The sequence below is a fragment of the Stenotrophomonas bentonitica genome (assembly GCF_013185915.1).
Lineage (GTDB): Bacteria > Pseudomonadota > Gammaproteobacteria > Xanthomonadales > Xanthomonadaceae > Stenotrophomonas > Stenotrophomonas bentonitica.
In genome coordinates, this window is record NZ_JAAZUH010000001.1 from 2,152,062 (window position 1) to 2,178,521 (window position 26,460).

At 64.9% G+C, this 26,460-nt stretch carries 30 protein-coding genes and 1 pseudogene; 17 read left to right on the forward strand and 14 right to left on the reverse strand.

Annotated elements, in window-relative coordinates; genetic code table 11:
• Positions 1–37: 37 nt before the first annotated feature.
• The 8 genes from HGB51_RS09520 to HGB51_RS09555 all read right to left on the reverse strand — a co-directional run bounded on the left by HGB51_RS09520 (position 38) and on the right by HGB51_RS09555 (position 7,274).
• On the reverse strand, positions 38–2,605 hold the full coding sequence (locus HGB51_RS09520; protein ID WP_425505367.1) for an AAA family ATPase: 2,568 nt from the start codon (positions 2,603–2,605) through the stop codon (positions 38–40).
• A 66-nt stretch (positions 2,606–2,671) separates the two neighbouring features.
• Entirely contained in the window at positions 2,672–3,397 is a 726-nt protein-coding gene (nucC, locus tag HGB51_RS09525; protein WP_003050273.1) for a CBASS effector endonuclease NucC, read from the reverse strand.
• Positions 3,398–3,433: 36 nt separating this feature from the next.
• On the reverse strand, positions 3,434–4,336 hold the full coding sequence (locus HGB51_RS09530) for a CBASS oligonucleotide cyclase (protein WP_003050264.1): 903 nt from the start codon (positions 4,334–4,336) through the stop codon (positions 3,434–3,436).
• The gene (gene cap7, locus HGB51_RS09535) at positions 4,336–4,836 is read right to left on the reverse strand and encodes a type III CBASS phage resistance system CD-NTase-associated protein Cap7 (protein ID WP_003050262.1); all 501 of its coding nucleotides are present in this window, start codon (positions 4,834–4,836) and stop codon (positions 4,336–4,338) included. The genes HGB51_RS09530 and cap7 overlap by 1 nt, the downstream gene beginning before the upstream one ends.
• The gene (gene cap8, locus HGB51_RS09540) at positions 4,833–5,303 is read right to left on the reverse strand and encodes a type III CBASS phage resistance system CD-NTase-associated protein Cap8 (RefSeq protein ID WP_003050260.1); all 471 of its coding nucleotides are present in this window, start codon (positions 5,301–5,303) and stop codon (positions 4,833–4,835) included. Before cap8 ends, cap7 begins: the two co-directional genes overlap by 4 nt.
• Positions 5,300–6,214: a CBASS system CD-NTase-associated protein Cap6 gene (gene cap6 / locus HGB51_RS09545; protein ID WP_003050256.1), complete on the reverse strand. Its 915-nt coding sequence runs from the start codon at positions 6,212–6,214 to the stop codon at positions 5,300–5,302. Before cap6 ends, cap8 begins: the two co-directional genes overlap by 4 nt.
• Positions 6,215–6,231: 17 nt before the next feature.
• Positions 6,232–6,807, reverse strand: coding sequence for a PIN domain-containing protein (locus HGB51_RS09550; protein WP_003050248.1), 576 nt, complete (start codon positions 6,805–6,807; stop codon positions 6,232–6,234).
• On the reverse strand, positions 6,804–7,274 hold the full coding sequence (locus HGB51_RS09555) for a helix-turn-helix domain-containing protein (protein ID WP_003050245.1): 471 nt from the start codon (positions 7,272–7,274) through the stop codon (positions 6,804–6,806). The genes HGB51_RS09550 and HGB51_RS09555 overlap by 4 nt, the downstream gene beginning before the upstream one ends.
• A 293-nt stretch (positions 7,275–7,567) precedes the next feature.
• Here HGB51_RS09555 and HGB51_RS09560 point away from each other — a divergent pair, with 293 nt between their 5' ends.
• The 16 genes from HGB51_RS09560 to HGB51_RS09635 all read left to right on the forward strand — a co-directional run bounded on the left by HGB51_RS09560 (position 7,568) and on the right by HGB51_RS09635 (position 21,496).
• Positions 7,568–7,861 carry an integrative conjugative element protein, RAQPRD family gene (locus tag HGB51_RS09560; protein ID WP_484600365.1) on the forward strand — a complete coding sequence of 98 codons (294 nt, stop codon included), beginning with the start codon at positions 7,568–7,570 and terminating at the stop codon, positions 7,859–7,861.
• Positions 7,858–8,091, forward strand: a complete 234-nt coding sequence (locus tag HGB51_RS09565; protein WP_003050225.1) for a TIGR03758 family integrating conjugative element protein — start codon at positions 7,858–7,860, stop codon at positions 8,089–8,091. The genes HGB51_RS09560 and HGB51_RS09565 overlap by 4 nt, the downstream gene beginning before the upstream one ends.
• Before the next feature lie 16 nt (positions 8,092–8,107).
• Positions 8,108–8,467 carry a TIGR03745 family integrating conjugative element membrane protein gene (locus HGB51_RS09570; protein WP_020307818.1) on the forward strand — a complete coding sequence of 120 codons (360 nt, stop codon included), beginning with the start codon at positions 8,108–8,110 and terminating at the stop codon, positions 8,465–8,467.
• 11 nt (positions 8,468–8,478) lie between these two features.
• A complete protein-coding gene (locus HGB51_RS09575) occupies positions 8,479–8,877 on the forward strand; it encodes a TIGR03750 family conjugal transfer protein (RefSeq protein WP_003050133.1) in 399 nt (132 codons plus the stop codon).
• Entirely contained in the window at positions 8,874–9,566 is a 693-nt protein-coding gene (locus HGB51_RS09580) for a PFL_4703 family integrating conjugative element protein (protein WP_003050116.1), read from the forward strand. Before HGB51_RS09575 ends, HGB51_RS09580 begins: the two co-directional genes overlap by 4 nt.
• Complete coding sequence (locus tag HGB51_RS09585) at positions 9,563–10,474, forward strand: TIGR03749 family integrating conjugative element protein (protein ID WP_003050114.1); 912 nt, start codon at positions 9,563–9,565, stop codon at positions 10,472–10,474. The genes HGB51_RS09580 and HGB51_RS09585 overlap by 4 nt, the downstream gene beginning before the upstream one ends.
• A complete protein-coding gene (locus HGB51_RS09590; protein ID WP_003050111.1) occupies positions 10,464–11,882 on the forward strand; it encodes a TIGR03752 family integrating conjugative element protein in 1,419 nt (472 codons plus the stop codon). The genes HGB51_RS09585 and HGB51_RS09590 overlap by 11 nt, the downstream gene beginning before the upstream one ends.
• Complete coding sequence (locus HGB51_RS09595; RefSeq protein ID WP_003050109.1) at positions 11,863–12,312, forward strand: TIGR03751 family conjugal transfer lipoprotein; 450 nt, start codon at positions 11,863–11,865, stop codon at positions 12,310–12,312. Before HGB51_RS09590 ends, HGB51_RS09595 begins: the two co-directional genes overlap by 20 nt.
• Positions 12,312–15,194, forward strand: coding sequence for a conjugative transfer ATPase (locus HGB51_RS09600; RefSeq protein WP_003050106.1), 2,883 nt, complete (start codon positions 12,312–12,314; stop codon positions 15,192–15,194). The genes HGB51_RS09595 and HGB51_RS09600 overlap by 1 nt, the downstream gene beginning before the upstream one ends.
• Before the next feature lie 24 nt (positions 15,195–15,218).
• Positions 15,219–15,983, forward strand: coding sequence for a DsbA family protein (locus tag HGB51_RS09605; protein WP_003050104.1), 765 nt, complete (start codon positions 15,219–15,221; stop codon positions 15,981–15,983).
• Between the two features lie 176 nt (positions 15,984–16,159).
• Positions 16,160–16,654, forward strand: coding sequence for a JAB domain-containing protein (locus HGB51_RS09610; RefSeq protein WP_003050103.1), 495 nt, complete (start codon positions 16,160–16,162; stop codon positions 16,652–16,654).
• 163 nt (positions 16,655–16,817) lie between these two features.
• Positions 16,818–17,264: a TIGR03757 family integrating conjugative element protein gene (locus HGB51_RS09615; protein ID WP_003050101.1), complete on the forward strand. Its 447-nt coding sequence runs from the start codon at positions 16,818–16,820 to the stop codon at positions 17,262–17,264.
• A 26-nt stretch (positions 17,265–17,290) separates the two neighbouring features.
• Positions 17,291–18,208, forward strand: a complete 918-nt coding sequence (locus HGB51_RS09620) for a TIGR03756 family integrating conjugative element protein (protein WP_216666828.1) — start codon at positions 17,291–17,293, stop codon at positions 18,206–18,208.
• A 10-nt stretch (positions 18,209–18,218) separates the two neighbouring features.
• Complete coding sequence (locus tag HGB51_RS09625) at positions 18,219–19,613, forward strand: integrating conjugative element protein (RefSeq protein WP_003050095.1); 1,395 nt, start codon at positions 18,219–18,221, stop codon at positions 19,611–19,613.
• Positions 19,610–19,957, forward strand: coding sequence for a hypothetical protein (locus HGB51_RS09630; RefSeq protein ID WP_003050094.1), 348 nt, complete (start codon positions 19,610–19,612; stop codon positions 19,955–19,957). Before HGB51_RS09625 ends, HGB51_RS09630 begins: the two co-directional genes overlap by 4 nt.
• A gap of 15 nt (positions 19,958–19,972) precedes the next feature.
• Positions 19,973–21,496: a conjugal transfer protein TraG N-terminal domain-containing protein gene (locus HGB51_RS09635; RefSeq protein WP_003050092.1), complete on the forward strand. Its 1,524-nt coding sequence runs from the start codon at positions 19,973–19,975 to the stop codon at positions 21,494–21,496.
• A 6-nt stretch (positions 21,497–21,502) separates the two neighbouring features.
• Here HGB51_RS09635 and HGB51_RS09640 read toward each other — a convergent pair whose 3' ends face one another.
• The 3 genes from HGB51_RS09640 to HGB51_RS09650 all read right to left on the reverse strand — a co-directional run bounded on the left by HGB51_RS09640 (position 21,503) and on the right by HGB51_RS09650 (position 23,218).
• Positions 21,503–21,862: a DUF3742 family protein gene (locus HGB51_RS09640; protein WP_003050090.1), complete on the reverse strand. Its 360-nt coding sequence runs from the start codon at positions 21,860–21,862 to the stop codon at positions 21,503–21,505.
• A gap of 84 nt (positions 21,863–21,946) precedes the next feature.
• Complete coding sequence (locus tag HGB51_RS09645; RefSeq protein WP_003050087.1) at positions 21,947–22,579, reverse strand: RES family NAD+ phosphorylase; 633 nt, start codon at positions 22,577–22,579, stop codon at positions 21,947–21,949.
• 12 nt (positions 22,580–22,591) lie between these two features.
• Positions 22,592–23,218, reverse strand: a complete 627-nt coding sequence (locus HGB51_RS09650; RefSeq protein ID WP_003050085.1) for a hypothetical protein — start codon at positions 23,216–23,218, stop codon at positions 22,592–22,594.
• A gap of 315 nt (positions 23,219–23,533) precedes the next feature.
• Here HGB51_RS09650 and mobH point away from each other — a divergent pair, with 315 nt between their 5' ends.
• Complete coding sequence (gene mobH, locus HGB51_RS09655; RefSeq protein WP_003050081.1) at positions 23,534–25,396, forward strand: MobH family relaxase; 1,863 nt, start codon at positions 23,534–23,536, stop codon at positions 25,394–25,396.
• A gap of 50 nt (positions 25,397–25,446) precedes the next feature.
• On the opposite strand, the gene HGB51_RS09660 is transcribed toward mobH, so the two are convergent.
• The 3 genes and pseudogenes from HGB51_RS09660 to HGB51_RS09670 form a co-directional block, all read right to left on the reverse strand.
• Positions 25,447–25,929 carry an AAA family ATPase gene (locus HGB51_RS09660; protein WP_013520789.1) on the reverse strand — a complete coding sequence of 161 codons (483 nt, stop codon included), beginning with the start codon at positions 25,927–25,929 and terminating at the stop codon, positions 25,447–25,449.
• Positions 25,930–25,976: 47 nt separating this feature from the next.
• A complete protein-coding gene (locus HGB51_RS09665) occupies positions 25,977–26,246 on the reverse strand; it encodes a hypothetical protein (protein WP_003050070.1) in 270 nt (89 codons plus the stop codon).
• 41 nt (positions 26,247–26,287) lie between these two features.
• Positions 26,288–26,458: pseudogene (locus tag HGB51_RS09670) on the reverse strand (IS66 family transposase); the annotation flags it as partial.
• Positions 26,459–26,460 lie beyond the last annotated feature (2 nt).

The following is a 26,460-nucleotide window of genomic DNA, read 5'->3' on the forward strand; positions in this document are numbered from 1 at the left end:
GACACGGGCGGCACTGCTCTGCAAAGCCGTGTGCCGTTCATCGGTTCTGCAGGGTATCAAGAGCAGCATCCAACGCCGTAACCGCCTCGACGACCGTTCTTACCGTCGCCCGATCGAACTCATGATCGCGCTGAGCGTCGTGCACACCGCTATTGAGGTAACCCCATTCAATACTCGTACCGCTGACATTGAGCAGCCTGACCAACGCCCCCACGGCATCCGGCGCACCCGCGTGTTGCGCCGCGATACGCTCGACGGCCGACCGCAACTTGGTGCATTTATTGTTCAGCTCCCAAGGCGCGCGGGGCCCGCTCAGCTTGATGTCGATCCGGCCGTCCGTCCGCCGACCCAGCCACGTCCACAGGCGGTCCGTCAGACTCTCCAGCGCCGGCCGGGCCTGACGCAGTGCCTCGCGTTTCTCGTCAGCCGCCAACGCCTGCTGGGCCAGAAGAACATAGTTCTTCGCTGGCGGGTCGCTGTCGACCCGCAGTTCGTGCTCTCCCTGATGCGGGAGAAACTTGTAGCGCTTGATGGCGCCAGCGCGCCGGGCGCCCAGCTCCTGCTGGATGCGATGCAGGAATTCCTCGGCGTGCGAGGTGAGGATGACCTGCTTACCGTCGAGCAGGCCATCCTCGAAGAAGGTGCGCCAGATGCCGTCGCGGTGGTCATCGTCGATCGCATTGACGACGTCATCAAAGATGACGACGGGACAACCCTGCGCGATATTTTTGGCGAGTAGTATCGCCAGGCCGAGGCACTTGATGTGCCCCTCGCTGAACACGATTAGCGCGTCGTAACGGACACCCGGCTCCCCAGCGAACTCCACCTCGATCTTGCCGTTCTCGGCCACTGGCAGCCACAGCGCGTGCAGCAGATCGCCGGGCGGATCGGCCCGGTTGAATGCGTTGTAGAGCTGGCGCGCTTGCTCTCCCAGCCCTTGGAGCAGCACACCTGGAAGTGCGGCAAGGTAGGCCTGAATCTCGGGCAAAAAGCCGTCGTAGGCAACCTTGACCCGCTGATGGTGCGCCACCACCGCCACTTCCGCAGCAACGACCTCGATCAGTTCGCGGTTCGCCTCGTCGAACTGGGCGACGGTCTGGCGGGCAGTGGCCAGATCCTGATCGGCCGCCCCCCGCAAGGTGCGCAGTCGTTGGACCTCCAACTGGTGCTGCTGTAGGCCATCTCGCTCCTGTGCCAATGCGCCGCGCTGGGCATGCACTTCCCGCGCCTGCGCGTCGACCCCTTCAATGATCTCGGCGATCCGCAGCAGAGCGTTCCAGGCACGTCGATCTCCATCGACCCAGGCACCAAGCCAATTGCCGGCCGCAGTGGGAGGCAGCAGCGGCAGGCCAGCACCCTGTGATTCGGCCGGACAGGCAACGGCACCCGCCGTTACCACGCGGCGCATCTCCTCCCACAGAACTCGGACCGCCTCGCTCAACTGCGTGCGATGTCCGGTCTCCTGCTGTTGGAGGGCAGCCAGTTGAGCAAGCTGCTCCAGGCCCGCGCGTGCCTTCGCGAACGGATCCTGCGCCACAGCGGCCAGTGCAGTTCCACAGGCGGGGCAAGCCGTCGCCCCGTCCGCCAGCGCCAACACGGCCTCGTAGAGCTTCGCGTATGACACCTCGCCGGCGCGGGCGGCAAGCTGCCCGGAAGACGCCCGCCACAGTCCCTGGATCCGATAAGCCTCTGCCAGCAACGCCTGCAGACGGGCCTGCGTCACTTCATAAATGGCAGGCGGGTTGGCGTCCAGTTGTGCCTGGACGTACGGCAGCCGCCCTTGTTGCTGCGGTGTGCCGAGCAGCCAGTCGACGCAGGCCTGGTAGGTCGCGCCAGGCCACATGCGCTGCGCCAAGGCCTGCTCTAGGGCCTCGACCGCAGCAATCTTCTGCGGATAGGCGGCGATCGTCTGCTCGGAGTTCGCCAACTGTACGCGGCGTTGTGCCAGCTGCGCAGCTTGGACACCGGTGAGCATCAGGTCCTGATCAAGCAAAGGGTTGAAGCCCCGCACGAATTCGCTGAACTGGTCCACGCCGAACAGGGTTGCGATCAGTTGCCGCTGGTCGCCCGGCGTCCGCGCGGCGATGCGGGCGAAGTCGTCAAGGCGGTTCTTCTCGATGAAGCAGAAGCGGTATTCGGCTTCATCTGGCTGGACGGCCTGGGGCTGGTCTTCCGCCCGGGACGATAGGACAGGCGCGACATGACGGCGCAGGCGAGCGTTGTTGCAGTACGTCCGCTGGTCGACCCGCTTGGCCTGCGCTTCGCTGATCGAACCGAGCATCGCCACTTCCAAGGCTTCGCAGAAGCTGCTCTTGCCGGTGCCGTTGGCACCGTAGACCAAGGTGATGTCATGGCTGAGGTCGAACGTCTCCTGCCGCATGAATCCTCGAAACGGCCCGACTTCGAGCTGGTGCAGTCGCCCGAGCGCCGGCCCGTTTTCGGGGCCGCGCGCGTCCCCGTTGTAGGCGACAGGCATCTGCGCCAGATGCGCGATGGCCAGCGGCGCCAAGCGCGTGGAGCGCCCCCGGCGTGCAGCACCGACCTCGGCCAGTGGCTGCAGGTGATCGAGCACCAGGTGCGCCAGCCGGCGCACGTCGTCGTGCACGTGCCGCTGCGCCAAGTGCGCTAGGAACCGGTGGTACTCCGAACGTATGCTTGCCACAGCGACCCCTCACTTGGTCAACCACTGACCGTAAGCCTCCACATCGATCATGGGGACCGTTCCACTGAACTGAAGCTGCGCGATCAGCTTGAAAAGAAACGCGGTCGCCGGCTTGTTTTCGTTGGTGTAGCTGTACGCGCCGCTGGCTTGGTCATAGAAAAAGTGCCCGTGGGCGGCAACGCATCCGATGTCCAGACGCCCCTCGGTGAGGTTTGCGTTCAGCGCCTTGTCCATGGATGGGCCCAATGCTGGACTCCATTCGCTCTCGAAGGTGAGCAAGCCACCCAGAATCGGAATCAACGGCTTCGCTGGGTAGGTCCCGCCAGCGTGCGGGATCGGCAGGCTCGTGCGGTGCAGCCTGCGCACACTGGCGACCTTCTCCTGGGCATAGGCCACAAGCCCCGCGTCAGCCGTCTGCTTGGCCTCGAACACGGCGTACACGCTTTCGGCTGGGATGATCGTCTCGTTCTCGTAGGTGAAGATAAAAGGCGAATATTGCCGATCAAACACCACCACATCGATCTGCTGGCTGAAGTTCCCCAGGCTGTCCACCACATGCGCCTTGGCCGCCTGGTACCGTTTGGGCAGATAGGTATCCAGCATGTCGATCCAGACGTTCTCGCTCGCATCCCCCTTCGTGCCCGGGTGACCGAAGGTCTTGCGTACTACGGACAGGCGCTGCTGGATGTCCTCGTGCAAGGACGACAAGAGTTGGGAAAGCGACCACTGGGACATGTTGTACCTCGATTGGACGTATGGCAGCCGACGGGGTCAGGAAAGCGGGAACTTGGGGCCAAACAGCGCACGCCAGGCTCGAAGCGCTTCGAGATTGCGACCGCGACGCGCGTGGTCGATGGCGACACTTGCGTCCTGGCTCGCTTGCGACAGCAGTTGCTGCGCGCGCTGCTTGCGCGCAGCGTCCATGTCGTTGCTGATCGCCGGCCCGAGGCCGGCCGGGTCAGGCCACTCGTCATGGACACGATCAGCGAGCGTGGCAAAGAATGACTGGATCTCGCGATCGAACGATCCACCCCAGCCGCCGTAGAGACATTCCAGTGCCATCACCTCGATAAGGAATGAGGGCTTCACCGGCTTCTGATCGCCGTGCTTGGGATTGTTGTTCCAGTACTTCACCATGCGCACGAGACCTTTCCACTCATTGCCATAGGCTTGGTGCGCTGCGGTCGCCTTGTCCTTATGGATCTCCGGGTCCGTCTTGATCCACTTTCCGGACGCCGAATCGGGGATCTCATACTGGTCGCCGGTGTCGAATGCGGGCACCGCATCCACGCTGACCACCCGGTAGTCCGTGTTGTCCTCCGCGTCGATGTGAACACCGAAATCCACGTTGATCGAGCGCGCCTGTTTGCGCACGGCTGCCGAACCGTATTTCTCCACCAATGCAGAGTGGAAATCATCCAGCACTACCGATGCGGCCTTGCCGTGGTAATGCTTCTCCGAGTCCTTCAGCACGAAGAAGATGTCGATATCCTTGAGCGGCTTCGTCTTCGTGTATCGAGCATAGGAGCCGGTCAGGAAGCTGCGCGCAATACCGAATTTCGTCTGCAGGTAGTCTCGCACTTCGTTCTGGCGCTGCGAGGCATTCTTCTGCTCGCGCTCGTTGAGTTCCAGGCGCGACTTGAACTTGCGAAAAGCTTCATCGATCGACAGCATCAGCGTTGCCTCCAATATCCAGCCTGACCCGCCAGGCCGCTGTGTTCCACAGTCGAGCCCAGGCTCTGCTTGACCATCCCATCCGTCGAGCGATAGCTTCCTTTGCTCCACCCATCCACGTCAGGCCGCCCGGGCTTTGTATCAAGCATGACTTTGTACTTAGCCTGCGATGGCAACAGCCCAGCCTTCTTGATCGCGTATTTCAACTGCTCGGTATCTGTCCAGAAGCTGCCGTCGCCATCGGACCACCCATACACGATGTCGATATCCCATCGGGTCACAAGCTTGTCGGTTGCCGGGTTGTAGATCTCCAGAATCACCTTGCGCAGATCACCGGTCCCGAGCCACGTCTTGATGGCTCGGGTATTGCTCTCCCAGCGATCCGCAAAGTGCTCAGGGTCCAGCCCACTGAGCAGGATGATGTCTTTCAAGCTCTTGAGGATGTTGTCGGTCACATAGGTAACCGAGTGCGTGTACGAGTAGGTGGCGACGGTGCTCATGACTTGAGGAAACCTCCGAGGTCGAGCGACAGCGCTTGCCCAGCATCGTCCTGCGCCTGCGTGGCAATTCCTTGGCTCAAGTCCCGTGCAATGATGCGAGAACAGTGCTTTTTGAGCGCGGTTTGCACCCAGCCGAGCTGCTCCTTCGGACACGGCAGCGAGACTCCCCAGTCTCCCTTCAACGGCTCGAACCCCAAGACTTCTTCGTTGGCATCATCACCATCGATCGCGTCTTCGTCGAAGAGGCAGTAGATCCTGGTCCGTGGTCCATCGCATGTCGCAACGATGGGCGCGCTCTTGGGTGCCTGGTCGGCGATCAAGCTGGCGGCCACGCCCGCCACGGCCCTGAGTTCAGAGCGAGCCGTGCCGTCCTTGCCCTGAGTGAGCAGTTCGACAATGGCATCCCACGTCTGCAACGCATCGCGGTGCGGCGAACTGCGAAACGTCCGGCTGACAACGGTGGTCATTTTTGCTTCCCTCCTTGAAGGCGCATTTGCTTTGCCTGTCGTATCGCACTGCGCAGGTGCTCTACGGAAAGCTTGTTCGGATCGATAGCCACTTGCGGGTCGGCCGCGAGGGCGTTGGCTACGACCTTGCGAATGGCCCGACCATCCAATCCGACGCACTCGCCAGCACACGCGTCGAACTGGTGAGCCGAGGAAAGCTTGCCAATCCCCGGAAATGTCTTTGCCAGGCCATTCAGGCAGTCCACCAGGATCTGCTTGCAGGCATCCTTGCCGGGCAGTGGCACCTCCATCACCATGTCGCAACGAGACAGGAAGGCACTGTCGACGGCCTGTGGGAAGTTGCTGGTGGCCACGAACAGCAGATGCGGGTTGCGTTCGGCCAACATGTCCAACTGCACCAACACCGCATCGGTGGCCCGGTGCACATCAACCGGGTTGGCTTCCAGGCTGAGCTTGGCTCGATCAGCCGCAAGCGTTTCGACCTCGTCCAGAAGGACGATCGTCGGGCCCGCCGCTGCGGATTCTGCGATCGATTGCGAGAACAGGTCTGCCACGGCGCGTTGAGTCTTTCCCATTGCAGAGCTCGTCAGCGTGTGAGGCTCCACTTCCAGCAATCGAAACTTCGCAGAAGAAAAAGATTCGGCCACACGATGCGCCAAGCCCCGTGCCAAGGAGGTCTTCCCAGTCCCCGGTGGGCCGACCAACAAGATCACGCCGTGCAGGGGGAGTACCGTGCGCTCCACCTTGGGGCGCACCGTGAAGTTGACGATCGCTTGTGACAGCAACTGTTTTTTGATGGCTTCGTCCATCACGATCGAATCCCACAAGTCACCCAGCGACTTGTCCGGCAGCTTCCAGCTTCGATGGATGCCTTTCGGCAAAGTGGCGTCTGATGAAGGATTCTTGGTCATCCGTGGCTCTCGGCGGGTCAGAGAATGGTGCGATAGGTCGCCAGCACCTTGGTCGTTTGCACAAGGCCTTGGCGCAGCAGGATTTCGAGATAGCGGTCCACATCGATCGGCGGATGCTTGAGTTGGGCACGCTGGCGCTGCGCAGCCGACACTACGGCGGCCGCATCCAGATCCAGCAGGTTGTCCACAAACTCATCGGGGTGCTGCGATTCGATGCCGTACGGAGCCAGCAGATCGTTCGGGAAATCCCGTTCGTTGAACGTCACAATCACGCTCGCACCGCAGCGAATCGCCGCAGCCAGGACGTGCCGATCGTCCGGATCGGGCAATGTCAGGCCTGCCACGAGCGCTTCGTAGCCCTCCACCAAGCCGTCCGGAATGGCCCTGTCCATGAGATCCGACGTCCTGTCGACCTGAACCCGGGTGAGATCGGGGCGGTTGATCAACAGGTTGCGTTTCCACTCCTCATGAATGGCTTGGCTCCACCGCGCCCGGAAGCGGCCAGACAGGCCGAGCCACATCAGGAAATCCCGCAGTGGCGCGGGATATAGAACGCACGCGTCGTAGACGGCGGTGAATGGGGAATGCCTCATTCGTATCCCATTCCCAACTCTTGCGACTGCTGAGCGAGTTCGGCCATCGCCTGCTCACTGGCGCGCTCGCGCGCTTCCTTGTACTGCATCAGATCGGCGAACCTCACCCTGCGGTGCTTGCCGGTGCGATGAAATGCCAACACCCCATCTTCTAGCAGCTTGACGAAATGGGGACGGGACACGTTGAGCAAGTCCGCCGCCTCTTGGGTCGTCAGCTCTGCATGGACGGGCACCACCTTTACTGCATTGCCATCGGCCAACTCGGCCAGGATGTCGACCAGCAGGCGCAACGCCGAGGTAGGCAGTTCCACCTGATGAGCCTGTTTGTGGTCATCAAAGATCTGGATGTGCTGCGTCTCGAACTGGGTTGCGAGGTAAGCCGCCAAGGCACGTTGACCCTGGACGGCTGCCTTAACCTCTCCCGCGGCGGGAAGGGTCATCTTGGATTGGGCAGTGGCGGTGGTCATGGGTAGCTCCTAAGCGAAAACGGTTGCAGAGCCGATCATATTCGAAACACTCGAAAAACGCAATAATCGAAACGCGACCCGGGCTTTTGTAGGTTCGCTCGCGGCATGCCCAATCCGGTCGTCCGCCAGTTCCTATTGTTTGCGGCCTAAAACAGCCCTGATCTCCACGATCACCCCATTGCTGATCACACAGGAATGGCGCGATGGTGGCTTCGATCTGGCTGCGCGCCGCGCATCGCGGCGTACCCACTCTTCTCGTGACGGCCCTCCTGCTGGGTCAGTCCCCGATGCCCTTGGCCGAGTCCCCTGCGCAGCGCCAGGAGCTGGTCGCCGCACTGCGCCAGCTCGACGCGCTGGAGCGCACCGTCGCGGACAGCGCCGCGCATGCCCCCATCCAGCCGGGCGAGCGCTACCACTTCGACTACCCGCGGCTGCTGGCTGACCTGGCGCGTGTTCGCGCCGGCATCCAGTTCCATCTGACGCCATCGCGCGCCCAGCCGCGCGACCCCTCCGAACTGGCCGGCGACTACCGCACCGAGCGGGCGACCGAGCCGCTGCCGGCGACGACTGCGGAGGGCAAGCCATGAACGGCGCCCAGGTCTCAGCATTTCAAGCCAACAGCGGCATCGCGCCTTCCGCGATGGCGACCGTCCTGGTCGGCGTCGTGTTCGCGGTCCTGCTCGTGTGGGGCGTCTGGGCCATCCGAACGGCCTACGTGGGGTGGTCCGAGAGCCGCCTCAACCAGCGCCAGTTCCTCGGCGTCTGCATCCGCTTCGTCGCGATGTACCTCGTCCTGAGTTTCTTCCTCCTGTCCTGACCTGAAAGGCCCGACCATGCACAACCGCATCTTCACTTCCCGTTTTGCCCAGCGCGCCGCCGTGGCCCTGGGCGCCGCCGCGCTGCCCGCGCTGTCGTTCGCGCAAGGCTTGCCGCAGTTGGAGAACCCGACGCGCGGCACCGGCAACGGCATCATGGAGACGATCCGCAACTACGGCTACGACATCATCATGCTCGTGGCCCTGTTGGTGGTGGCGTCGATGTTCATCGGCGTGTGCTACCACGCCTACGGCACCTACGCGGAAATCCACACCGGCCGCAAGACCTGGGGCCAGTTCGGCCTCACGGTCGCCATCGGCGCCGTGCTGCTCGTGATCGGCATCTGGCTGCTCACCGAAGCCACCGGCATCCTGTAAGCGAGGCCGGTATGTCCGAGCAGCAGCACGTCCGTGCGGACGGAACGGTCACCTTCCTTCCGCACCGGCTCAACCGCCATCCCGTTGTCGTGCGCGGCCTCACCGCCGACGAGCTGTGGATCTGCTGCGGCCTGTCCGGCGCCGCCGGCCTGCTGGTCGGCGCGCCGCTGTCCTGGGTGTTCCGCACGATCGCGCTGGCGCCGACGTTCGTCGTCCTGGGCGTGGCCTTGGGCGTGTTCATCGGCGGCGGCATCCTGCGCCGCCTCAAGCGTGGGCGCCCCGACACCTGGCTGTATCGGCAACTGCAATGGCGCATCGCCACGCGCCATCCGCTGATGGCTGGCTGGGTCGGTGGCCATGTGCTGATCTCGCGCTCGGGCTTCTGGTCCACCCGCAGGAGCATGCGATGAGCCGCTTCAAAAACGAGGTTACCCACCTGCAGGCGCACATCAAGACCTTGCGGCTGGGCGCGGGCGCGCTGGTCGTCGTCGCCCTGGTCATGGGCGGCGGCTGGTGGAGCGCGCCGCGCGACCTGACCATCCACGTCCCGCCCGACCTGCGCTCTGGCAGTACCCGCAAGTGGTGGGAAGTGCCGCCCGAATCGGTCTATGCGTTCACGTTCTACGTGTTCCAGACGCTGAACCGCTGGCCGACCAATGGCGAAGAAGACTACTCGCGCAACCTCCACACGCTCTCGCCGTACCTCACCCCGTCCTGCCAGGCCTTCCTGCGGGCGGACTATGACTACCGCCGCTCCACGGGCGAGCTGCGTCAGCGCGTGCGCGGCATCTACGAGATTCCCGGCCGCGGCTATGGCGACGACCCCACGGCGCGCGTGCGCACCGTATCCGATCGCGACTGGGTGGTGACGCTGGACATCACGGCGGACGAGTACTACGGCGCCGAGCAGGTTAAACGCGCCCTGGTGCGCTATCCGATCAAGGTCACGCGGGTGGACGTCGATCCCGCCCGCAACCCGTTCGGCCTGGCGCTGGACTGCTATGAGGGCGCGCCCCAGCGCATCAGTGCACCGGAGCCGGCGCGCCCGGCGCCGAGTGGCCTTTCTCCGCAAGCGCCTCAAGGAGGAAACACCCCATGAAGCATCCTGTACTCGCGCTGCTGGGGCTACTGGCCGTGGCCGCGGCACCCGTCGCCCAGGCGGTGGAGATCCTGCGTTGGGAACGCATGCCACTGGCAGTGCCGCTGAAGGTCGGTCAGGAACGCATCGTGTTCATCAACCGGAACGTGCGCGTGGGCGTGCCCGCGGGCGTGGGCGAACGCCTGCGCGTGCAGAGTGCGGGCGGCGCGGTGTACCTGCGCGCCAGCGAGCCGATCGAGCCCACGCGGTTGCAACTGCAGGACGCCGACACGGGCGCGCTGATCCTGCTGGACATCGCAGCTGAACTGCCCAAGGACGGGGAAGCCGAGCTGGAGCCGGTGCGCATCGTCGAGGGTGACAGCGCACCGGGACGCTATGGCGAGCAAGCCGACAGTGCCGAGGCCCCGGCACGCGCCCAGGGCCAGGCAGGTGCGCGGACCGCGCGGCGCGAAACTCCGGTCCCTGTCGTGCTGACGCGCTTCGCCGCGCAGAACCTCTACGCACCGCTGCGCACCGTCGAGCCGCTTCCGGGCGTCATGCGGGCCAACCTGCCCCGCGACCTCGACCTGGACACACTGATGCCAACGCTGCCGGTGCGCGCGGTCGCGCTCGCGTCGTGGCGCCTGGAAGACCAATGGGTGACTGCCGTGCGCCTCACCAACACCGGCGCCGACTGGGTCGCGCTCGACCCGCGCGTGCTGCAAGGCGATTTCCTCACCGCCACCTTCCAGCACGAGGCGCTGGGTCCGCGCGGCACGCCCGAGGACACGACCGTCCTCTACCTGGTCACGCGCGGCCGCGGCCTCGCGCAGTCGCTGCTGCCGGCGATTCACCGCTTCGACCCTGCCGTGCATCTGCCGCAGCCGGACGGCGACGAGAACGTCGAGGAGGCCCGCCATGCGCAGTAACGGCCTGCTCAAGTGGCTGATGATCCCTGTCGCCATCCTGGTGCTGTTCGTCGGTATCCGGCTGTTCTCGGGTGGCGGCAGCACGGCGCCACCCGCGGCGGACAACGGCGCCCAGCTCACGCCCGAGGAAATGAAGGCGCTGGGCATCGAAGGCGACACCCCGCGCGACACCGTGGCGACGCTCGTTGCCCAAGTGAAGCAGTTGCGCACCGAGCTTCAGACCGCGCTCTCGGACAACAAGTCGCAGCGTGAAGAGAACCAGCGGCTGCGCCAGCGCGAGAACTCCATCGACCAGCGCATCAACTCGGCGCTCGAATCCGAGCGGTCCAACCTGCGCCGCGACCAGGAGCAGGCGGCCAGCGCGCGCCAGCAGACCGAAGGGCTGCTCGCCGACCTGCAGCGGCGCCTGGACAGCATCGGCGGGCGCGGCGGCGGCCATGCGGACCTGCCCGTGGGCCTGGGGCTGCAGGGCGGCGACGAGGCCGGCATGGAGGGCGGCGTGCGGTGGGTCGAGCCGGACGACGCAAAGCCCGCCGAGGGGCGCAACGCCGGTCGTGGCGCGAGCGGCGGAATGAGCTTCCCCACGAGCTTCGGCCCGGCGCAGAGCACGCTCGAAACCACCGCGGAAACCGTGGCGAACGCGGGCGCGCAAGTCGCGGGCGTCAAGACCGCGAAGCCCGTCTATACCGTGCCGACCAACTCCACGCTCATGGGCTCGGTCGCGATGACGGCGCTGATCGGCCGTGTGCCGATCGACGGCACGGTGAACGATCCCTATCCGTTCAAAGTCCTGGTCGGGCCGGACAACCTGACGGCGAATGGCATCGACATTCCCGATGTGGCCGGCGCCGTGTTCAGCGGCACCGCCTCGGGCGACTGGACGCTTTCGTGCGTGCGCGGCCAGGTGCGCAGCATCACGTTCGTGTTCAACGACGGCACGATCCGCACGATCCCCGAAGACCGCGAGGGCAACCAGCAGAATAACCAGCAACGCGACGGCTTGGGATGGATCAGCGACCCGCACGGCATCCCCTGCGTCAGCGGCGAGCGGCGCAGCAACGCCCAGCAGTACTTGGGCTCGCAGGCCCTGATCACGGCGGCCGGTGCCGGCGTGGCCTCGCTCATCGAGAGCGACAGCGGCCGCATGTCGTATGTCGGCTCGGACGGCTCCATCGGCACCGTGGGCATCAGCGGCCAGGAGGCGGTCGGCCAGATTCTGGCGGGCGGCGTGCGGGACATGTCGGCCTGGGTCAACAAGCTCTACGGCCAAGCGTTCGCCGCCGTCTATGTCCAGCCCGGCGCGAAGGTCGCCGTCCACCTCGAAAAGCCGCTCGCCATCGACTTCGATCCCGAAGGCCGCAAGGTCGATCACCGCACAGGAGAAAGCCATGCTCTCGAACTTGAATAGCTTGGCCCGTGGCCTGGCGCTGGTCCTCGCCGTCGCGGCGCTCGCCGGCTGCGCCACCAGCAAGGAAAAGCTGCTGACCCACGGTGACCGCACGATGATGGACATCTGGCAGCAGGAGGCCGGGGACGGCGGTGGCGCAGCCGGACGGAACGCCGGCGGCCAACTGCTCGATGCGCGCCAGAGCCTGCGTCGGCCGCTGACCGACGCCGATATGCAGGCCGCACCTGCCGAGCAGATGCGCTACACGCGCACCGCGCGCAACGAGGTCCATCGCCAGTTCCAGCGCCTGCCCAATCCCGATCTCGTGATGTACGTGTACCCGCACCTGGCCGGCACCGATCCCGTGCCGGTGCCCGGCTACACGACCGTCTTCCCGCTGTACCAGCGCATTCAGTACGCGATGCCGGGTGAGCGCGTGGAGGACTACTGATGCGCTGGAAACTTCCCTGGCCTAAGCCGGCCGCGCTGAAGCTGGCCGCATCCGGCGCTGGTGATGACGAGCAGCCGGACGGCTGGCAGCGCCACATTGAGGCCTTGCGCCAAGCCGGCATCCCCGAACCCGGCTCGGCAGTCCGGGGCCGCAAACCGGCGACGGAGGCCGACGAGCAGGCGCTGTACGAGGTCGCACCGTCCTTCGTGGAACTGCTGCCCTGGGTCGAGTTCTTGCCCGAGTCAAGGTCCATGTTGCTGGAGGACGGCCAATCGGTGGCGGCCTTCTTCGAGCTGGTGCCGCTGGGGACCGAGGGCCGGGAACCGGGCTGGCTTGCCCACGCCCGCGACGCCTTGGAGAACGCGCTGCAGGACAGCTTCGATGAGCTGGACGAGAACCCCTGGGTGCTCCAGCTCTATGCCCAGGACGAGCCGAGTTTCGACCAGTACATGCAGACCCTGCGTGACTACGTGCAGCCACGTGCCCGCGGGACAGCGTTCACCGAGTTCTACCTGCGCTTCTTCGGCCACCATCTGCGTGCGGTGGCCAAGCCCGGCGGCCTGTTCGAGGACACGGTGGTCACGCGGCTGCGCTGGCGCGGGCAGACGCGGCGCGTGCGCATGGTGGTCTATCGACGTGCCACCGGGCAGGCAAGCCGCCGCGGCCAGACGCCCGAGCAGATGCTGAACATCGTCTGCGACCGCCTGTGTGGCGGGCTGGCGAACGCCGGCATCCAGGCACGGCGCATGGTCGCAGCCGACGTCCACGACTGGCTGCTGCGGTGGCTCAATCCGCGCCCCGCGATGCTCGGGCCCAGTACAGAGGACCGGGAGCGCTTCTACGCACTGGCGCGCTACCCGGACGAGACTGAGGCCGGCGAGATCGAACTGGCGAGCGGGCGGGATTTCAGCCAGCGGCTGTTCTTCGGCCAGCCACGCTCCGACGTGGAGCACGGCACCTGGTACTTCGACGGCATGCCGCACCGTGTGCTGATCACCGACCGGCTGCGCATGCCGCCCGGCACGGGACATCTAACCGGCGAGACCCGCAAGGGCGATGCGATCAACACGCTGTTCGACCAGATGCCGGAAGACACCTTGCTTTGTCTCACGATGGTTGCCACGCCCCAGGATGTCCTGGAATCGGATCTGAACCACCTGGCGAAGAAGGCCGTGGGCGAGACGCTGGCGTCGGAGCAGACGCTCAAGGACGTGCATGAAGCCCGCTCGCTGATCGGCAGCGCGCACAAGCTCTACCGGGGCACGCTGGCGTTCTACCTGCGCGGGCGCGACGAGGCGGAACTGGATCGGCGCGGCCTGGACCTGGCGAACGTGATGCTCAACGCTGGTTTGCAGCCGGTGCGAGAGGATGATGAGGTGGCGCCGCTCAACAGCTACCTGCGCTGGCTGCCGTGCTGCTACAACCCCGGCAAGGATCGGCGCCGGTGGTACACGCAACTGATGTTCGCCCAGCACGCGGCAAACCTGTCGCCGGTGTGGGGCCGTGCCCAGGGTACGGGGCATCCAGGCATCACGATGTTCAACCGCGGCGGCGGGCCGATCACCTTCGATCCGCTCAATCGCCTGGACCGGCAGATGAACGCCCACCTGTTCCTGTTCGGCCCGACGGGTTCCGGCAAATCGGCCACGCTCAACAATCTGCTGAACCAGGTCACGGCCATTTATCGGCCGCGCCTCTTCATCGTGGAAGCCGGCAATAGCTTCGGCTTGTTCAGCGACTTCGCCAGGCGCCTGGGCCTGACCGTGAATCGGGTCAAGCTGGCCCCCGGATCGGGCATCAGCCTAGCGCCGTTCGCCGACGCGCGCCGGCTGATCGAAACGCCCAGCGATGTGCAAACGCTCGATGCCGATGCGCTGGACGAAGACCTGCCACCCGATGCCTCAGCCATGGAGGCGGACGAACAGCGCGACGTGCTGGGCGAACTGGAGATCACGGCGCGGCTGATGATCACTGGCGGCGAGGACAAGGAGGAAGCCAGGATGACGCGCGCCGACCGCTCGCTGATCCGCCAGTGCATCCTCGACGCCGCCGAGCACTGCGTGGCCGAGAAGCGCACGGTGCTCACGCGCGACGTGCGCAATGCGCTGCGCACCCGCGGCCAGGACCCGACGTTGCCCGAGATGCGGCGCGTGCGGCTGCTGGAGATGGCGGACGCGATGGACATGTTCTGCCAAGGCACGGACGGCGAGATGTTCGACCGCGACGGCACGCCGTGGCCCGAGGCCGACATCACGCTGGTGGATCTCGCGACCTATGCCCGTGAGGGCTACAACGCGCAGCTCTCGATCGCGTACATCAGCCTCATCAGCACGGTGAACAACATCGCGGAGCGTGACCAGTATCTCGGCCGCCCGATCATCAACGTGACCGACGAAGGCCACATCATCACGAAGAACCCGCTGCTCGCGCCGTATGTCGTGAAAATTACAAAAATGTGGCGCAAGTTGGGCGCCTGGTTCTGGCTGGCGACGCAAAACATCGACGATCTGCCGCGCGCCGCAGAGCCCATGCTCAACATGATCGAGTGGTGGATCTGCCTGTCGATGCCGCCGGACGAGGTGGAGAAGATCGCACGATTCCGCGAACTCTCGCCGGCGCAGAAGGCGCTGATGCTTTCGGCACGCAAGGAAGCGGGCAAGTTCACCGAGGGCGTCATCCTCTCCAAAAGCATGGAGGTGCTCTTCCGCGCCGTGCCGCCGAGCCTGTATCTCGCGCTCGCGCAGACCGAACCCGAAGAGAAGGCCGAGCGCTACCAGCTCATGCAGCAGCACGGCGTCAGCGAGTTGGATGCCGCCTTCAAGGTGGCCGAGAAGATCGACCGGGCACGCGGCATCGAGTCGCCGGCCCTGGCCCTGCCCTGAATCTGCCGTGCACCGGAGAACGCCATGGAACAGAAACGCTCATCCATTCCGATGCAGGTCCAGGCGTTCCGCCGTCGGCGCTGGCGGGCCCGCTGGCCATGGGCGTTAGGCGCAGTGCTGGTTGCGCTGCTGCTGATCTGGCTCGTGTCCCGTTCGCCAGGCGAGTCCACGCCCCAAACCTCGGCGCCTGTCAGCGAGACGCAGGTGGCCGGGCCTCCTTGGCAGATGGGCAACCCGGCAGGTCGTTTCACGCTGACGCTCTACGCGGACCTCGAATGCCCGTTCTGCCGGTCCTATTTCCCTGTCCTCAAGCGTTGGGTGGCCGGCAATGCGGACGTGGCCTTGCAATGGCACCACCTGCCGTTGGCCGCGCATGAGCCGGCCGCGTCCGCCGAAGCGCGCTTGGTGGAATGCGCGGGCGAAGCCGGCGGCCATCCCGCCTTCTGGCAGGCTGTCGAGTGGGTCTATGTCCACACACACAGCGACGGCCAGGGCTTGCCCGAAGACCTGCGCCACCCCGCCCTGACGCCAGCCATCGAACAGTGCATTGCGAGCGAGCGGCCCGACGCGGCGATTCGTACCCAAACTGCGGAAGCCACGAACAGCGGCGTGACCGCCACGCCGTCGCTGCGGCTGCACGATCGCGAAACCGGCAAGGCGATCCTGCTGCAGGGCCCGATCGAGGGCGATGCCTTGCTGTCGGCCATGGACATGCTCGCGGCCGGCGATCCCGCCGCCACACCCACATCGGAAATGCCTGCCGACGTCGTCGGCGACATGCCCAGGTAGCCCCGGTCTTCAAGGCTACGGCGCAGTCCGCTGCGCTGACCACAACCCCGTTCGCCTCGCATCCTGGCCGCGAACGATCACCGCTGCCGCGGTGATGGATGCACCTTGTTCGTTCCCCAGGAGGGCTTGCCCTCCCAGGGCGAGTGCCCTCCGATCTCACCGTCTGGAGGTTCGCCATGTCTTTCGCCGTCAATGACTCCTGCCTGGAGTCGCTTTCCGCCATCGCTGCCCAACACGAGGACTGGATCATCCAGCAAGCCATCGTGCTGCTGGAGAGACGGGTCTTCAAAGCTGGACCGTGCCTCAGCCAACCGGCCGCTGTACGGGACTACCTGCGTCTGAAACTGGTCGCTGAGCCCAATGAGATATTCGCCGCTGTGTTCCTGGACAGCCTGCACCAGGTGCTGGCCTACGAGCCGCTGTTCAGGGGCACGATCAACGCGACTTCGGTCTATCCGCGTGTCGTCGTGCAGCGTGTGCTGGAGTTGAATGCCGCCGCGGTGGTCTTCGCCCACCAGCATCCTTCGGGCGTCTCCGAGCCGTCCAGCGCGGATCGCATGCTGACCCAGCAACTGCAAGCCGCGCTGGCGCTCATCGATGTGCGGGTACTGGACCACATCATCGTCGGCCAGGGTGCCCCGTTCTCCTTTGCGGAATCCGGCCTGCTGTAGCAATGGCACCGGCTCCTTGATCCACGCGGAGGCTTCGGCCTCCGCTTTTCATTGGCGCAAGACAAGCAGGTATGCGGGCAGTCCGCGATGCGCATTGTTTGTTGGGGCCGCATGGCGTTCGGCGTTTGACTATGGCCCTTGACAACTCTTGGGGGCGCTCGACATGCCAGCATCTTCATCCAGGTTCGCATCGGGCTGGCGAACCCTTGGCCTGGCCGTTGCGCTGCCGGCTTCCCTGGCCGTGTTCAGCCCGGCCAGCTTCGCCGCCGATGTGGTGATCATCACCGACAGCCGTCACCCGGTCAGGACCATGGGTGGCGAGCAGCTGATCGAGCTGGATGAAGCGCCCCGGATCGAAGCGGAGCTTTCTGCGGCGCTGCCCGCCGATCCCGGACAGGCAACAGCCATCGTGAAGCGCCGGCTGAGCCAGGGGGGCGCTGACCTCCAGCGTCGCATCGCCACCGAATACCAGGGCGTTGCCGACGCATGGAGCCTGGGCATCACCACCATTCCGGCTGTCGTGGTGGATCAGCGCTACGTGGTCTATGGCGAGCCTGACGTGGCCCGCGCCATCGCGCGCATCGAACAGCACCGGAGGGCCGAACCGTGATCCGCTCATTCGACCTTCTGCGCCGCATGCGGGCTGCCGTCACCTCCGTGCTGCTGCTCAGCGCCACGGGCAGCTACGCCCTGAACACGGCGACCATCGTGGGTTCAGTGGCTTCGCCCGATTGCCTGGAGTACCGGGTGGTGGGTATCTGCTACTGGCTCTACTGCACCTGGACCGGCTGCACGGTGCGCACGTCCGTCAAGGTCAGGCACTACATCCCCGATGCGGTGGTTTCGTCCTACTCGAACACCGGCGAGAACCCCTGGGTCGAAGTGCGCGCCATGAGCACGCCCAACCCTTCGGCCCAGGCCGGCGGGGACGGCACCACCAATGAAGATCACGAAAACAATCTCGCGAAGTTCAAGAACGCGGACGTCATCGGCCACCCCGGCGTCGAGGTGTTCAACCAGTTCGTCTCGTCCTCGGGCTATTTCTGCGAGGGCGCAGGCACGGCCTTCATGCCGTACCTGCTCAGTACGCTGGACACGCCGGCCTGGCGCTACAACGTACCGGAGATGGTGTACCCGGAGGCATTGATCCCGGGCATGCGCGAGGTCGGCACGCGCTCGACCCTGAACCTCTGGGGCAACGTCTATCCGCGCGGCGGCTTCCTGCACCAGACGGACGACCACAAGGCCGGTGCCGTGGTGGCCCAACGGGCCGGCGATGTGGTCACGCGCCGCGGGCAGATCCACGTCTATCAGCCGCTGCTCGCCAACTCCCGCGATGGCTACTGGCCGGCCGGCGCGCTGATGGAGGGCGATGCCTCGACCGGCAAGTGGCAGGAACTCACGCCCGTCCTGTCCTCGTCCTGCACGGTCTTCCCGCGCAACGGCTTCCTGACACAGGCCCAACAAGGCGACTACGCCTGGGCGTTGTGGCGGCCCTATGCGTGCTGCGAACGCCGGGGCCAGGTGTTCCTCGGCAGCGTCGATTTCTATTGAGGGTACGGCGATGAAGCGTCCTGAACTGATGAACCCATCCGCCAAGGTTCGCCGCCCGCTGCGCCCCACGGCGCTAGCCGGCGCGCTCGCCCTGGTCTGTGGCCTCGCGTGGGCGCAGGCCGGCTTCCAGACCAGCGGCCCCGTCATCGGCGATGAGGTCATGTACTCGATCGGCGGTGGCAGTGCGGTGTCCATGGGCCGCGCCGCTGGCATGCGTTCGATCGGGGTCGGCCTGGGTTGGAACAGCAACCTCATCTGCGGCGACATGAGCATCCAGACCACGCTGCGCAATCAGCTCAATGGGATCACGAATGGGTTCCAGCAGATCATGAGCAACGTGATCCAGAGCGCGACCAGTGCCGTGGCATCGCTGCCGGCGCTGATCATCCAGCGTGCCGATCCGGGGCTGTACAACCTGCTGACCAATGGTGTGCTGCAGGCGAGGCTGGATTTCGACCGCTCCAAGCTGACGTGTCGCGCGATGGCCGAGAAGATGGCCGAGACGGCGGGCGGCCAGCTCGGATGGAGCCAGATGGCGGAAGGCATGGCGCTGCGCGATGCGGTGTCGAGCACGGATGCCGTATCGGCGATCGAGCAGGCCGAGACGCGCCGCGGCAACGACGGCGTGCCCTGGGTGGGCGGCAGCAATGCCGGCGGCGCGGGCCAGTCGGCCATCCGGGTGGTCGGTGACGTGACGCGGGCGGGCTACAACCTGGTCAACGGGCGCAGCGTGACTGACACGTCCTCCATCGCGCCCGCCAGTTGCGCGAGCCTGTCCTGCCAGACCTGGACGTCGCCGCAGCAGGCGACCGAATGGGCGACGCGGGTTCTCGGGGAACAGGTACAGCGCACGTGTGATTCCTGCACCAAGACCGAGACCGTGCCTGGCGTCGGGCTGACGCCGCTGATCCAGGAGGAGTACGAGACCAAGCTGGAGGCCTTGCAGGAACTGGTCTCTGGGACGCGCAACACGACGTTCGAGAACCTGCATGCAGCCGGCAGCACCTCGCTGCCCATTACACGCGGCGTCATCGAGGCGCTGCGCGACGAGCCAGACCAAGACCTGCTGGCGCGACGTCTCGCGTCCGAGGTCGCGTTGTCGTCCGTGCTGGAGAAGGCATTGCTGCTCCAGCGGACCCTGCTGACCGGCAAGAAGGAACCCAACGTGGCGGCCAACCAGTTGGCGGTCGAGGCCGTGAACCACGAGAGCGACACGCTCGATCAGGAGATCCGCAACCTCAAGACCGAACTTGAACTGCGGCGCGAACTGGCGAACAACTCGCCCATGGCCATCATCCAGCGCCACGGGACGCGCGCGGCCGGCTCGCGCGGCATCTACGAAGGCGACCCGGTGCCCGACCGCCTCGATCGGTTGCAGCGGGGCAACCCGGGAGGCACGCCATGAACGCGGCCTGGCTGCGCCCGCGCTGGCTTTTCAGCCGGCGCGCGGCAAAGGCGCTGCTCCTGGCGGTGGTCATCATCGCCGCGGCCGTGGGCGCCAATCTCGTCGGCATCTACCTCGTCGGCAGCGTTGCCGGCTGGGAGCGGTGGCTGGCTGCCAGCGCGGGCTACTTCCTGGTGTGGCGGCTGTGCCTGTACGGCGCGACGGTCTATGGCTGGGTCTGGATGCGCCGCCGGCTGCTGGCCCGCGAGGAAGACGCGCAAGCGCGGCGACGCCTGGTGCGCAGCGAGATCGCCGGCGTCGTCGCCATCGTGGCGCTGGAAGCCAGCCTGCTGATGCAGAGCTGAAGAGGGAGCCGCGCCATGACGCTTTTTACGACCGACTACCTGGAGTACTACCTGACGCTGGTGTCCTGGATCGTCAACAACGGCATCTGGGCGGTGCTGGTGTCGAGCGGAGTATTCGCGCTGCCGTTCGTCGCCATCATCGTGCAGGAGTGGTTGAAGGCCCGTGCGGAAGGTGCCGACGAAGGCAACAAGGGCGTGCTCTCGGCTGCGCGCATCGAGAACCGGGTCTTCGTCGCCATCGTGGTGGTGATGTTCGCTGGCATCCCGTTCATCGACGTGGACCTCAACACCATCCAGTACGACAGCTCGCGCTCGGCCCAGTGCCAGGTCAGCGTGCCGCAGCCCACGGATACCGGCTGGTCGCAGTCCTTCAGCACCATCAACAACCAGTCGGCGAAGGTGCCGGTCTGGTGGGCTTTCATGCACGCGCTCTCGCGCGCCGTCACGAGCGCCTCGGTGGCGGCGATCCCATGCGGCACGGACCTGCGGCAGATGCGCATGGAGATCGACGCGACCCGCATTGACGACCCGGTACTGGCTCAGGAAGTAGCGGATTTCTCGCGGGATTGCTATGGGCCTGCGCGGGCCAAATTGTTCATGCAGCGCCCTCAGCTTGATGAGCAGCAGATGCACGACGTGACCTGGATAGGGTCGAGGTTTTTCACGGACACGGGCGGCTACTACGACACCTACCGCTCAAGCACGCCGCGCGACGACTGGCCCTACGACAGCACCCGCGATGCGGGGCTTGCACAGGTGGGCAGCGGTGGCGGCTACCCGACCTGCAGGCAGTGGTGGGCCGATGGCGGCAATGGCCTGCGGGCACGCCTGCTGGGACAGGTGGACCCGAACCTGTTGAATCGCCTGGCAGGCTGGGCCGGGTTCCTGAGCAGGGCCGAGGTGGACGACTCGGTGATCCGCGCCATCGCGTCACCGCGGCAACAGAAATTGAACCAGGGTAGCGTCTATACGGACTATGGCGGCCAGATCGACAAGACCTTGCCGAACATCGTGACGCGGGCCACGGGAGACGTTGGGATGGCCGTCGGCGCGATTGCCGCGTTTCCCGCCATGGACGTCGTGAGACAGTCTCTGCCCATGGTCCTCGCCTTGCTCAAGATGGCGCTGGTCATCTGCATCCCGCTTGTGCTGGTCGTAGGCACCTACGATCTGAAGACGGTCGTTACCGTCAGCGTCGTGCAGTTCGCGCTCTTCTTCACGGACTTCTGGTTTCAGCTTGCGCGCTGGATCGATTCGACGATCCTGGATGCGCTCTATGGCTGGGGGTTCGGCTGGAATCGGCCGCACACCAACTTCGACCCGCTGGTGGGGCTGAACAACGCCTTCGGAGACATGCTCCTGATGTTTGTCACGGGCACGATGTTCATCGTACTGCCTACGTTCTGGATCATGGCCTTGGCTTGGGCGGGCGTTCGTGCCGGCAACGTGTTGCAAGGCCTCGCAGGAGCCACCGGAGATGCCAAGGCTGCTGGCGGAAGGGGAGGAAGCATTGCGATCAATGCAGTGTCGAAGAAGTGATCGCTGCTAGTCGTCCTCGACATGAGGATCAATGCGGAAACCGTCGTAGGTGTATAGGCCGAATCCTGCTGGTCCGTTTCGCCACTCTGGCTCGGGCAACTCCTCGCCCAAGTCGGTGTTGCGGGCCATCCAGGCAACCACCATGACGCACACCATCACCAGGGCCAGCCAGAAGGTGGTGTACAGCAGCACCCCGAGCGCAGCCAGCTTAACCATCCACACGAGCGCGGTGGCTCCAGCCGTCGGCATGCCCTTGGAAACCAACCAGTTCGACGCCCGCCGTTCACAGCGCGCGTAGGCACGCCATCCGCGGCCAAAGGCGCGGCCGAGGCGTTCTGCGGTGCTGGTGCGAGTCGTGGTGTTCATGGTCGTCTCCTACTGCTGAGGGATGCCTATTTCAGTTTGGTCCATTTCATTCTGTTTAGGGCTTCAATGTGTTCTCTTGCTGCTTCAGGACGCTTCGTCATCCGGTTCCAACGGGCCAGGGTCGGGCTCCACGCCGATGCGGTATGTAGCAACGAAACGCGGCCAGTCCACATGGTCAACGAGATCGATGTCCTCGATGACACTGACCTTCGCGCTGGCACGCTCGAACAGCGCGATGCTCTTGGCGGGATAGTTGTTGCGCGACGGATAGAGCACCCCGTCGAACAGCACCTGGCCGTCATCTCCAAGCATCGCATGCACCTGGGCCGACACCTGCTGCGTGTGCGTGTAGTCGCGGCTGGCCAACTGCTCCAGGTTCAGGCCGAAGTAGCCCGCCATGACGCCCGGCGCCGTGAGGTCGGCCAGAAGCACGTCGTCCATCACGCCCACTGCGCGCACCATCCGGCTCTGGACTTCTTTCAGCGCGATCGAGCGCTTCGTGTCCGCAAGCCACTGGTGCTTATGAAACACCGACTCCATCAGCGCCGTGGGCAGGTCGCGCCCCAGGTAGAGCACCCCGTAGGCCTGGGCCGGGTCATCGTAGCGATTGGTGCTGCTGCGGCCATAGTACAGCGGGCTGCCCCGATAGACGACGCGGCTCACATGCTGGAGCAGCTCACCGGCATCGATCAGGAACGAAGGCAGCTCGTGGCTCATGGCGATCTCGCTTCAATGCACCTGAACGCCCAGCACGTTGAACACGGCCTCGGCCACGTCGTCGATCGTGCCATGCGTCACCGCATCCACTGGCGAGCGGCCGCCCAAGCCTTCGAGCGGTTCGGACAGTGCGCGGTAGATCGTCCAAGGGTCGATGCCCTCGACCTCCTGAAGCACGGTTTGGGTCAACTGCTGCTTCACCGGGTCGAGCTGCCAGTCGGGCAGTTTCTGGCCTCGCGGCCCCACGTTCAGCGCCAGCAGCCGACGGGCGAGGATGTCCTTGTAGATCTGCTGGCGCGACTTGTCCGCCAGCTTGGCGTACTCCGCGGGCGGCAGGTTGTGCGGCTGGTTGAAGGTTTCCAGCAGCACGGCGCGGCCTCGCTGGACGTCGGTTTCAGTCGGCGCCCAGCGCGTCTCAGCGCGCAGCGCAGCCGTCTTACGCTTCAAGGCGTGCTCCACCGTTTCACCTTCGAGGTTGGCTGGCAGCTTTACCGCCTCCACGCGCTCGTGAATGAACGCCTGCAACTCGGCCGCGAAAGCCGGCGCATCCCGGATTTCGACGGTATCCGCGAAGCGGCGCACATCCTCCACGGTGACACGCGGCAGACGGTCGGCAATGAATTCAATGGCGGTGGGCATGGTCATCTCCCAGGTAGGTTTGAGACAGGACTTACTCTAGTCGCCTTTGTCGCATTTGTCAACTTTGACGCCTAGAGAGCAACCTACCTGGCGAAAACAGCGTCTCCGCAGCATAGGCCGAGGCCAGCGGCTGGTCGCCGCGCAATCCATTCGTGCGGGTTCCACATTGACGCTGGAACCGCAACCCAGGCCCCGCTATACCGAAACGGTTAAAGGCCAAAGGGCCGAAACGGCAAGGGAATGGGGTGCAAGGGGAAAGGCCCTACCTCGAAAAGGCAAAAAGGCCTCCCGGTCGGCCCGCCACAGGACACCCGCATGCTCTCCCTGTTCCAGCGAAAACGGCCCCCGGTCGCCGGCGCGCCACCGCCAGCACCCGCCACCGTCCTCCCGAAAGGGTTGATGCGGCCCGAGTCGGCCGCATCGCTGCTGGCCACCCCGCGCCGGCAGAAGCTGCTGGAGCACATTTGGCAGCGCACCTCGCTGTCGCGCAGGCAATTCGCCACGCTGTACCGAGCGCCCCTGGAACGCTACGCCGAGCTGGTCCAGGCCTTCCCGGCCTCCGAGGCGCATCACCATGCCTATCTGGGCGGCATGCTCGACCACGGCCTCGAAATCGTCGCCTACAGTCTGAAACTGCGGCAGTCCCATCTGCTGCCCATCGGCGCCAGCCCCGAAGACCAAGCGGCACAGTCCGAAGCCTGGACCGCCGCCGTCGCCTACGCCGCGCTGCTGCACGACATCGGCAAGATCGCCGTCGATCTGCACGTCGAGCTGGCCGACGGCAGCATCTGGCACCCTTGGCACGGCCCGCTGCGCCAGCCATACCGATTCCGCTACCGCGACGATCGCGAGTACCGCCTGCACAGCGCCGCGACAGGTTTGCTCTACCACCAACTGCTCGACCGTGAGGCCCTGGACTGGCTCAGCGGCTATCCGTCCCTGTGGGCACCACTGCTCTACGTCCTGGCCGGGCAGTACGAGCACGCCGGCGTACTGGGCGAACTTGTCGTGCAGGCAGACCGGGCCTCGGTGGCCCAGGAGCTGGGCGGCGATCCGGCCCGCGCCATGGCTGCGCCCAAGCACGCGCTGCAGCGCAAGCTGCTCGACGGGTTGCGCTACCTGCTCAAGGAACAGTTGAAACTGAACCAGCCGGAAGCCTCCGATGGCTGGCTCACCGACGATGCCCTGTGGCTGGTGAGCAAAACGGTCTCGGACAAACTGCGTGCGCACCTGCTGTCCCAAGGCGTCGATGGCATCCCTGCGAACAACACCGCGGTGTTCAACGTCCTCCAGGATCACGGCATGTTGCAGCCGGCGCCCGACGGCAAGGCTATTTGGCGCGCGACCATAACCAGTTCCACCGGCTGGTCCCACTCGTTCACCCTGTTGCGCCTCGCTCCTGCGCTGATCTGGGAATCTGGCGAGCGACCGACGCCTTTTGCAGGCACGGTAGCGATCGACGCGGCAGTCGCCGAAAACGACGCCGAGGCGCCGAAAATGCCGCCTGCGGCCATGGCGAAGGCAGCCCCGAACGGTCAGAAACTTCCATCTTGGGAAGGCAGTAGTACCGTCACCGCCTCACCGCCTAAGGCCCAGCCCGTGTCCGATGTCATGGAGGACATGCTGGCAATGGTGAGCACGAGCGGCTCGCCTGGTGCCGAGCAGGATGTGGAGCCGGTTGCACAGAGAAGCTACCCCGCAGACCCCAGCACTCCTATGCCAGCGACTGCCGCAGTGCTTCCTTCGCCACCACCATCTACTGCTAAACCACCCCTAACAGCAGCGCCCCCGTCAGGCGAACATTTCATGATGTGGCTGAAACAGGGAATTGCTTCGCGCCGGCTCATCATCAACGACGCAAAAGCGCTCGTGCATTCCGTGAATGACACGGCCTACTTGGTCAGCCCAGGTGTGTTCCAGCGCTACGTCCAGGAGCACCCTCATGTCGGCACGCTGGCACGGCAGGACAAGATGCCGGATTGGCAGTGGGTGCAGAAGCGCTTTGAGAAACTGGGGTTGCATCGAAAGCACGACAGCGGCTTGAACATCTGGATCTGTGAAGTCACCGGGCCGCGCAAGTCCCGGAAGCTGCATGGGTATTTGCTGATCGATGCGAATTGGTTGTTCGATGCAGTACCACCCAACAATCCTTATCTCAGAGTTACGCAAGAGATTTGAGCATGGAGTCCTACGTGGCGGTGAGATACGGTAGAGTTCGCCTTGGTAGGTTAGCGGCTAGCCAAGGTGTCCAGCACAAAGTCAGCGCGTTGCGCCACTCTGATCTTGGGCAACCGCGATACCGCATAGCCCAGCGCTGGATAGGTGCGCTGAAGCCGCTCGAATTCAGCCCGCGCTTCATCCATGCTGTGACGGCGTTCTTCGTCCTGCACATAGATTTCAGGCCACGGCGGGGCCAGAAAGATGCGCGAGTGGTAGCGATGCGACTGGGCAATCGTGTCCAGAATAGTAGTGCCGTCCAGTGCCTGGGGTGCTGCCGCCGCGTCGATCAGGCCACGGTCGAAGAACACCCATTGCGTATTGCTGCGTGGCGCATTGGCATGGTTGTCTAGCGCAAGGTCGATGGCCCCGCGCAGGAAGGCCGTCATGTCGAGCCACGGCAGGGCCTGGCCGCCCGTGCGTGTTTGTTCCTGAACGATACGCCGTCCAGGCTCCTCAATTACGGCATCCCTGGATTTCCATTCAACCCCCACAAACGAGAACGACGATCAACTATCTCCTGAAAGGCCATCAGCATCCATCAAGGCCAGCATGCCAACAATGAGTGCGTGCATGCCCTGTTGAGTTCGGCCTCCATCTCGGCTTCCTCCGTCGCACGGTCTGCATCCACGACGGGTTCCCGTTCGGCGACCGAGTACACCGTGTCGGCCACGGCAAGGCAGTGGAACGCCACGGTGGTCAACAGCCAGCGCGCATGCTCCATCGATATGCCGTAGGCCTGAGCGATGTGGCGTTGGTGGCCGACGATCTTGTCGAGCATGGGCTGGGTCGCCGCCAGACGGCGGATCACGTTGGGTACGCCTTGCCGTCGCCAAGATGCTTGGGCTTGAGCATCGGCGTCTCGTGGGCGTGCAGCACCACGTGGCGACGCAGTTCGTCATCCAGCGCCTTTACCATCGGCTGCAGTTGCGCGCCGCACGCACCGACCCACTGTGCCAGCGTCGAGCGGGCAACAGTAAGTCTGATGCTCTTTGCGCATTCAGATGAATGCATTACGCCCATAC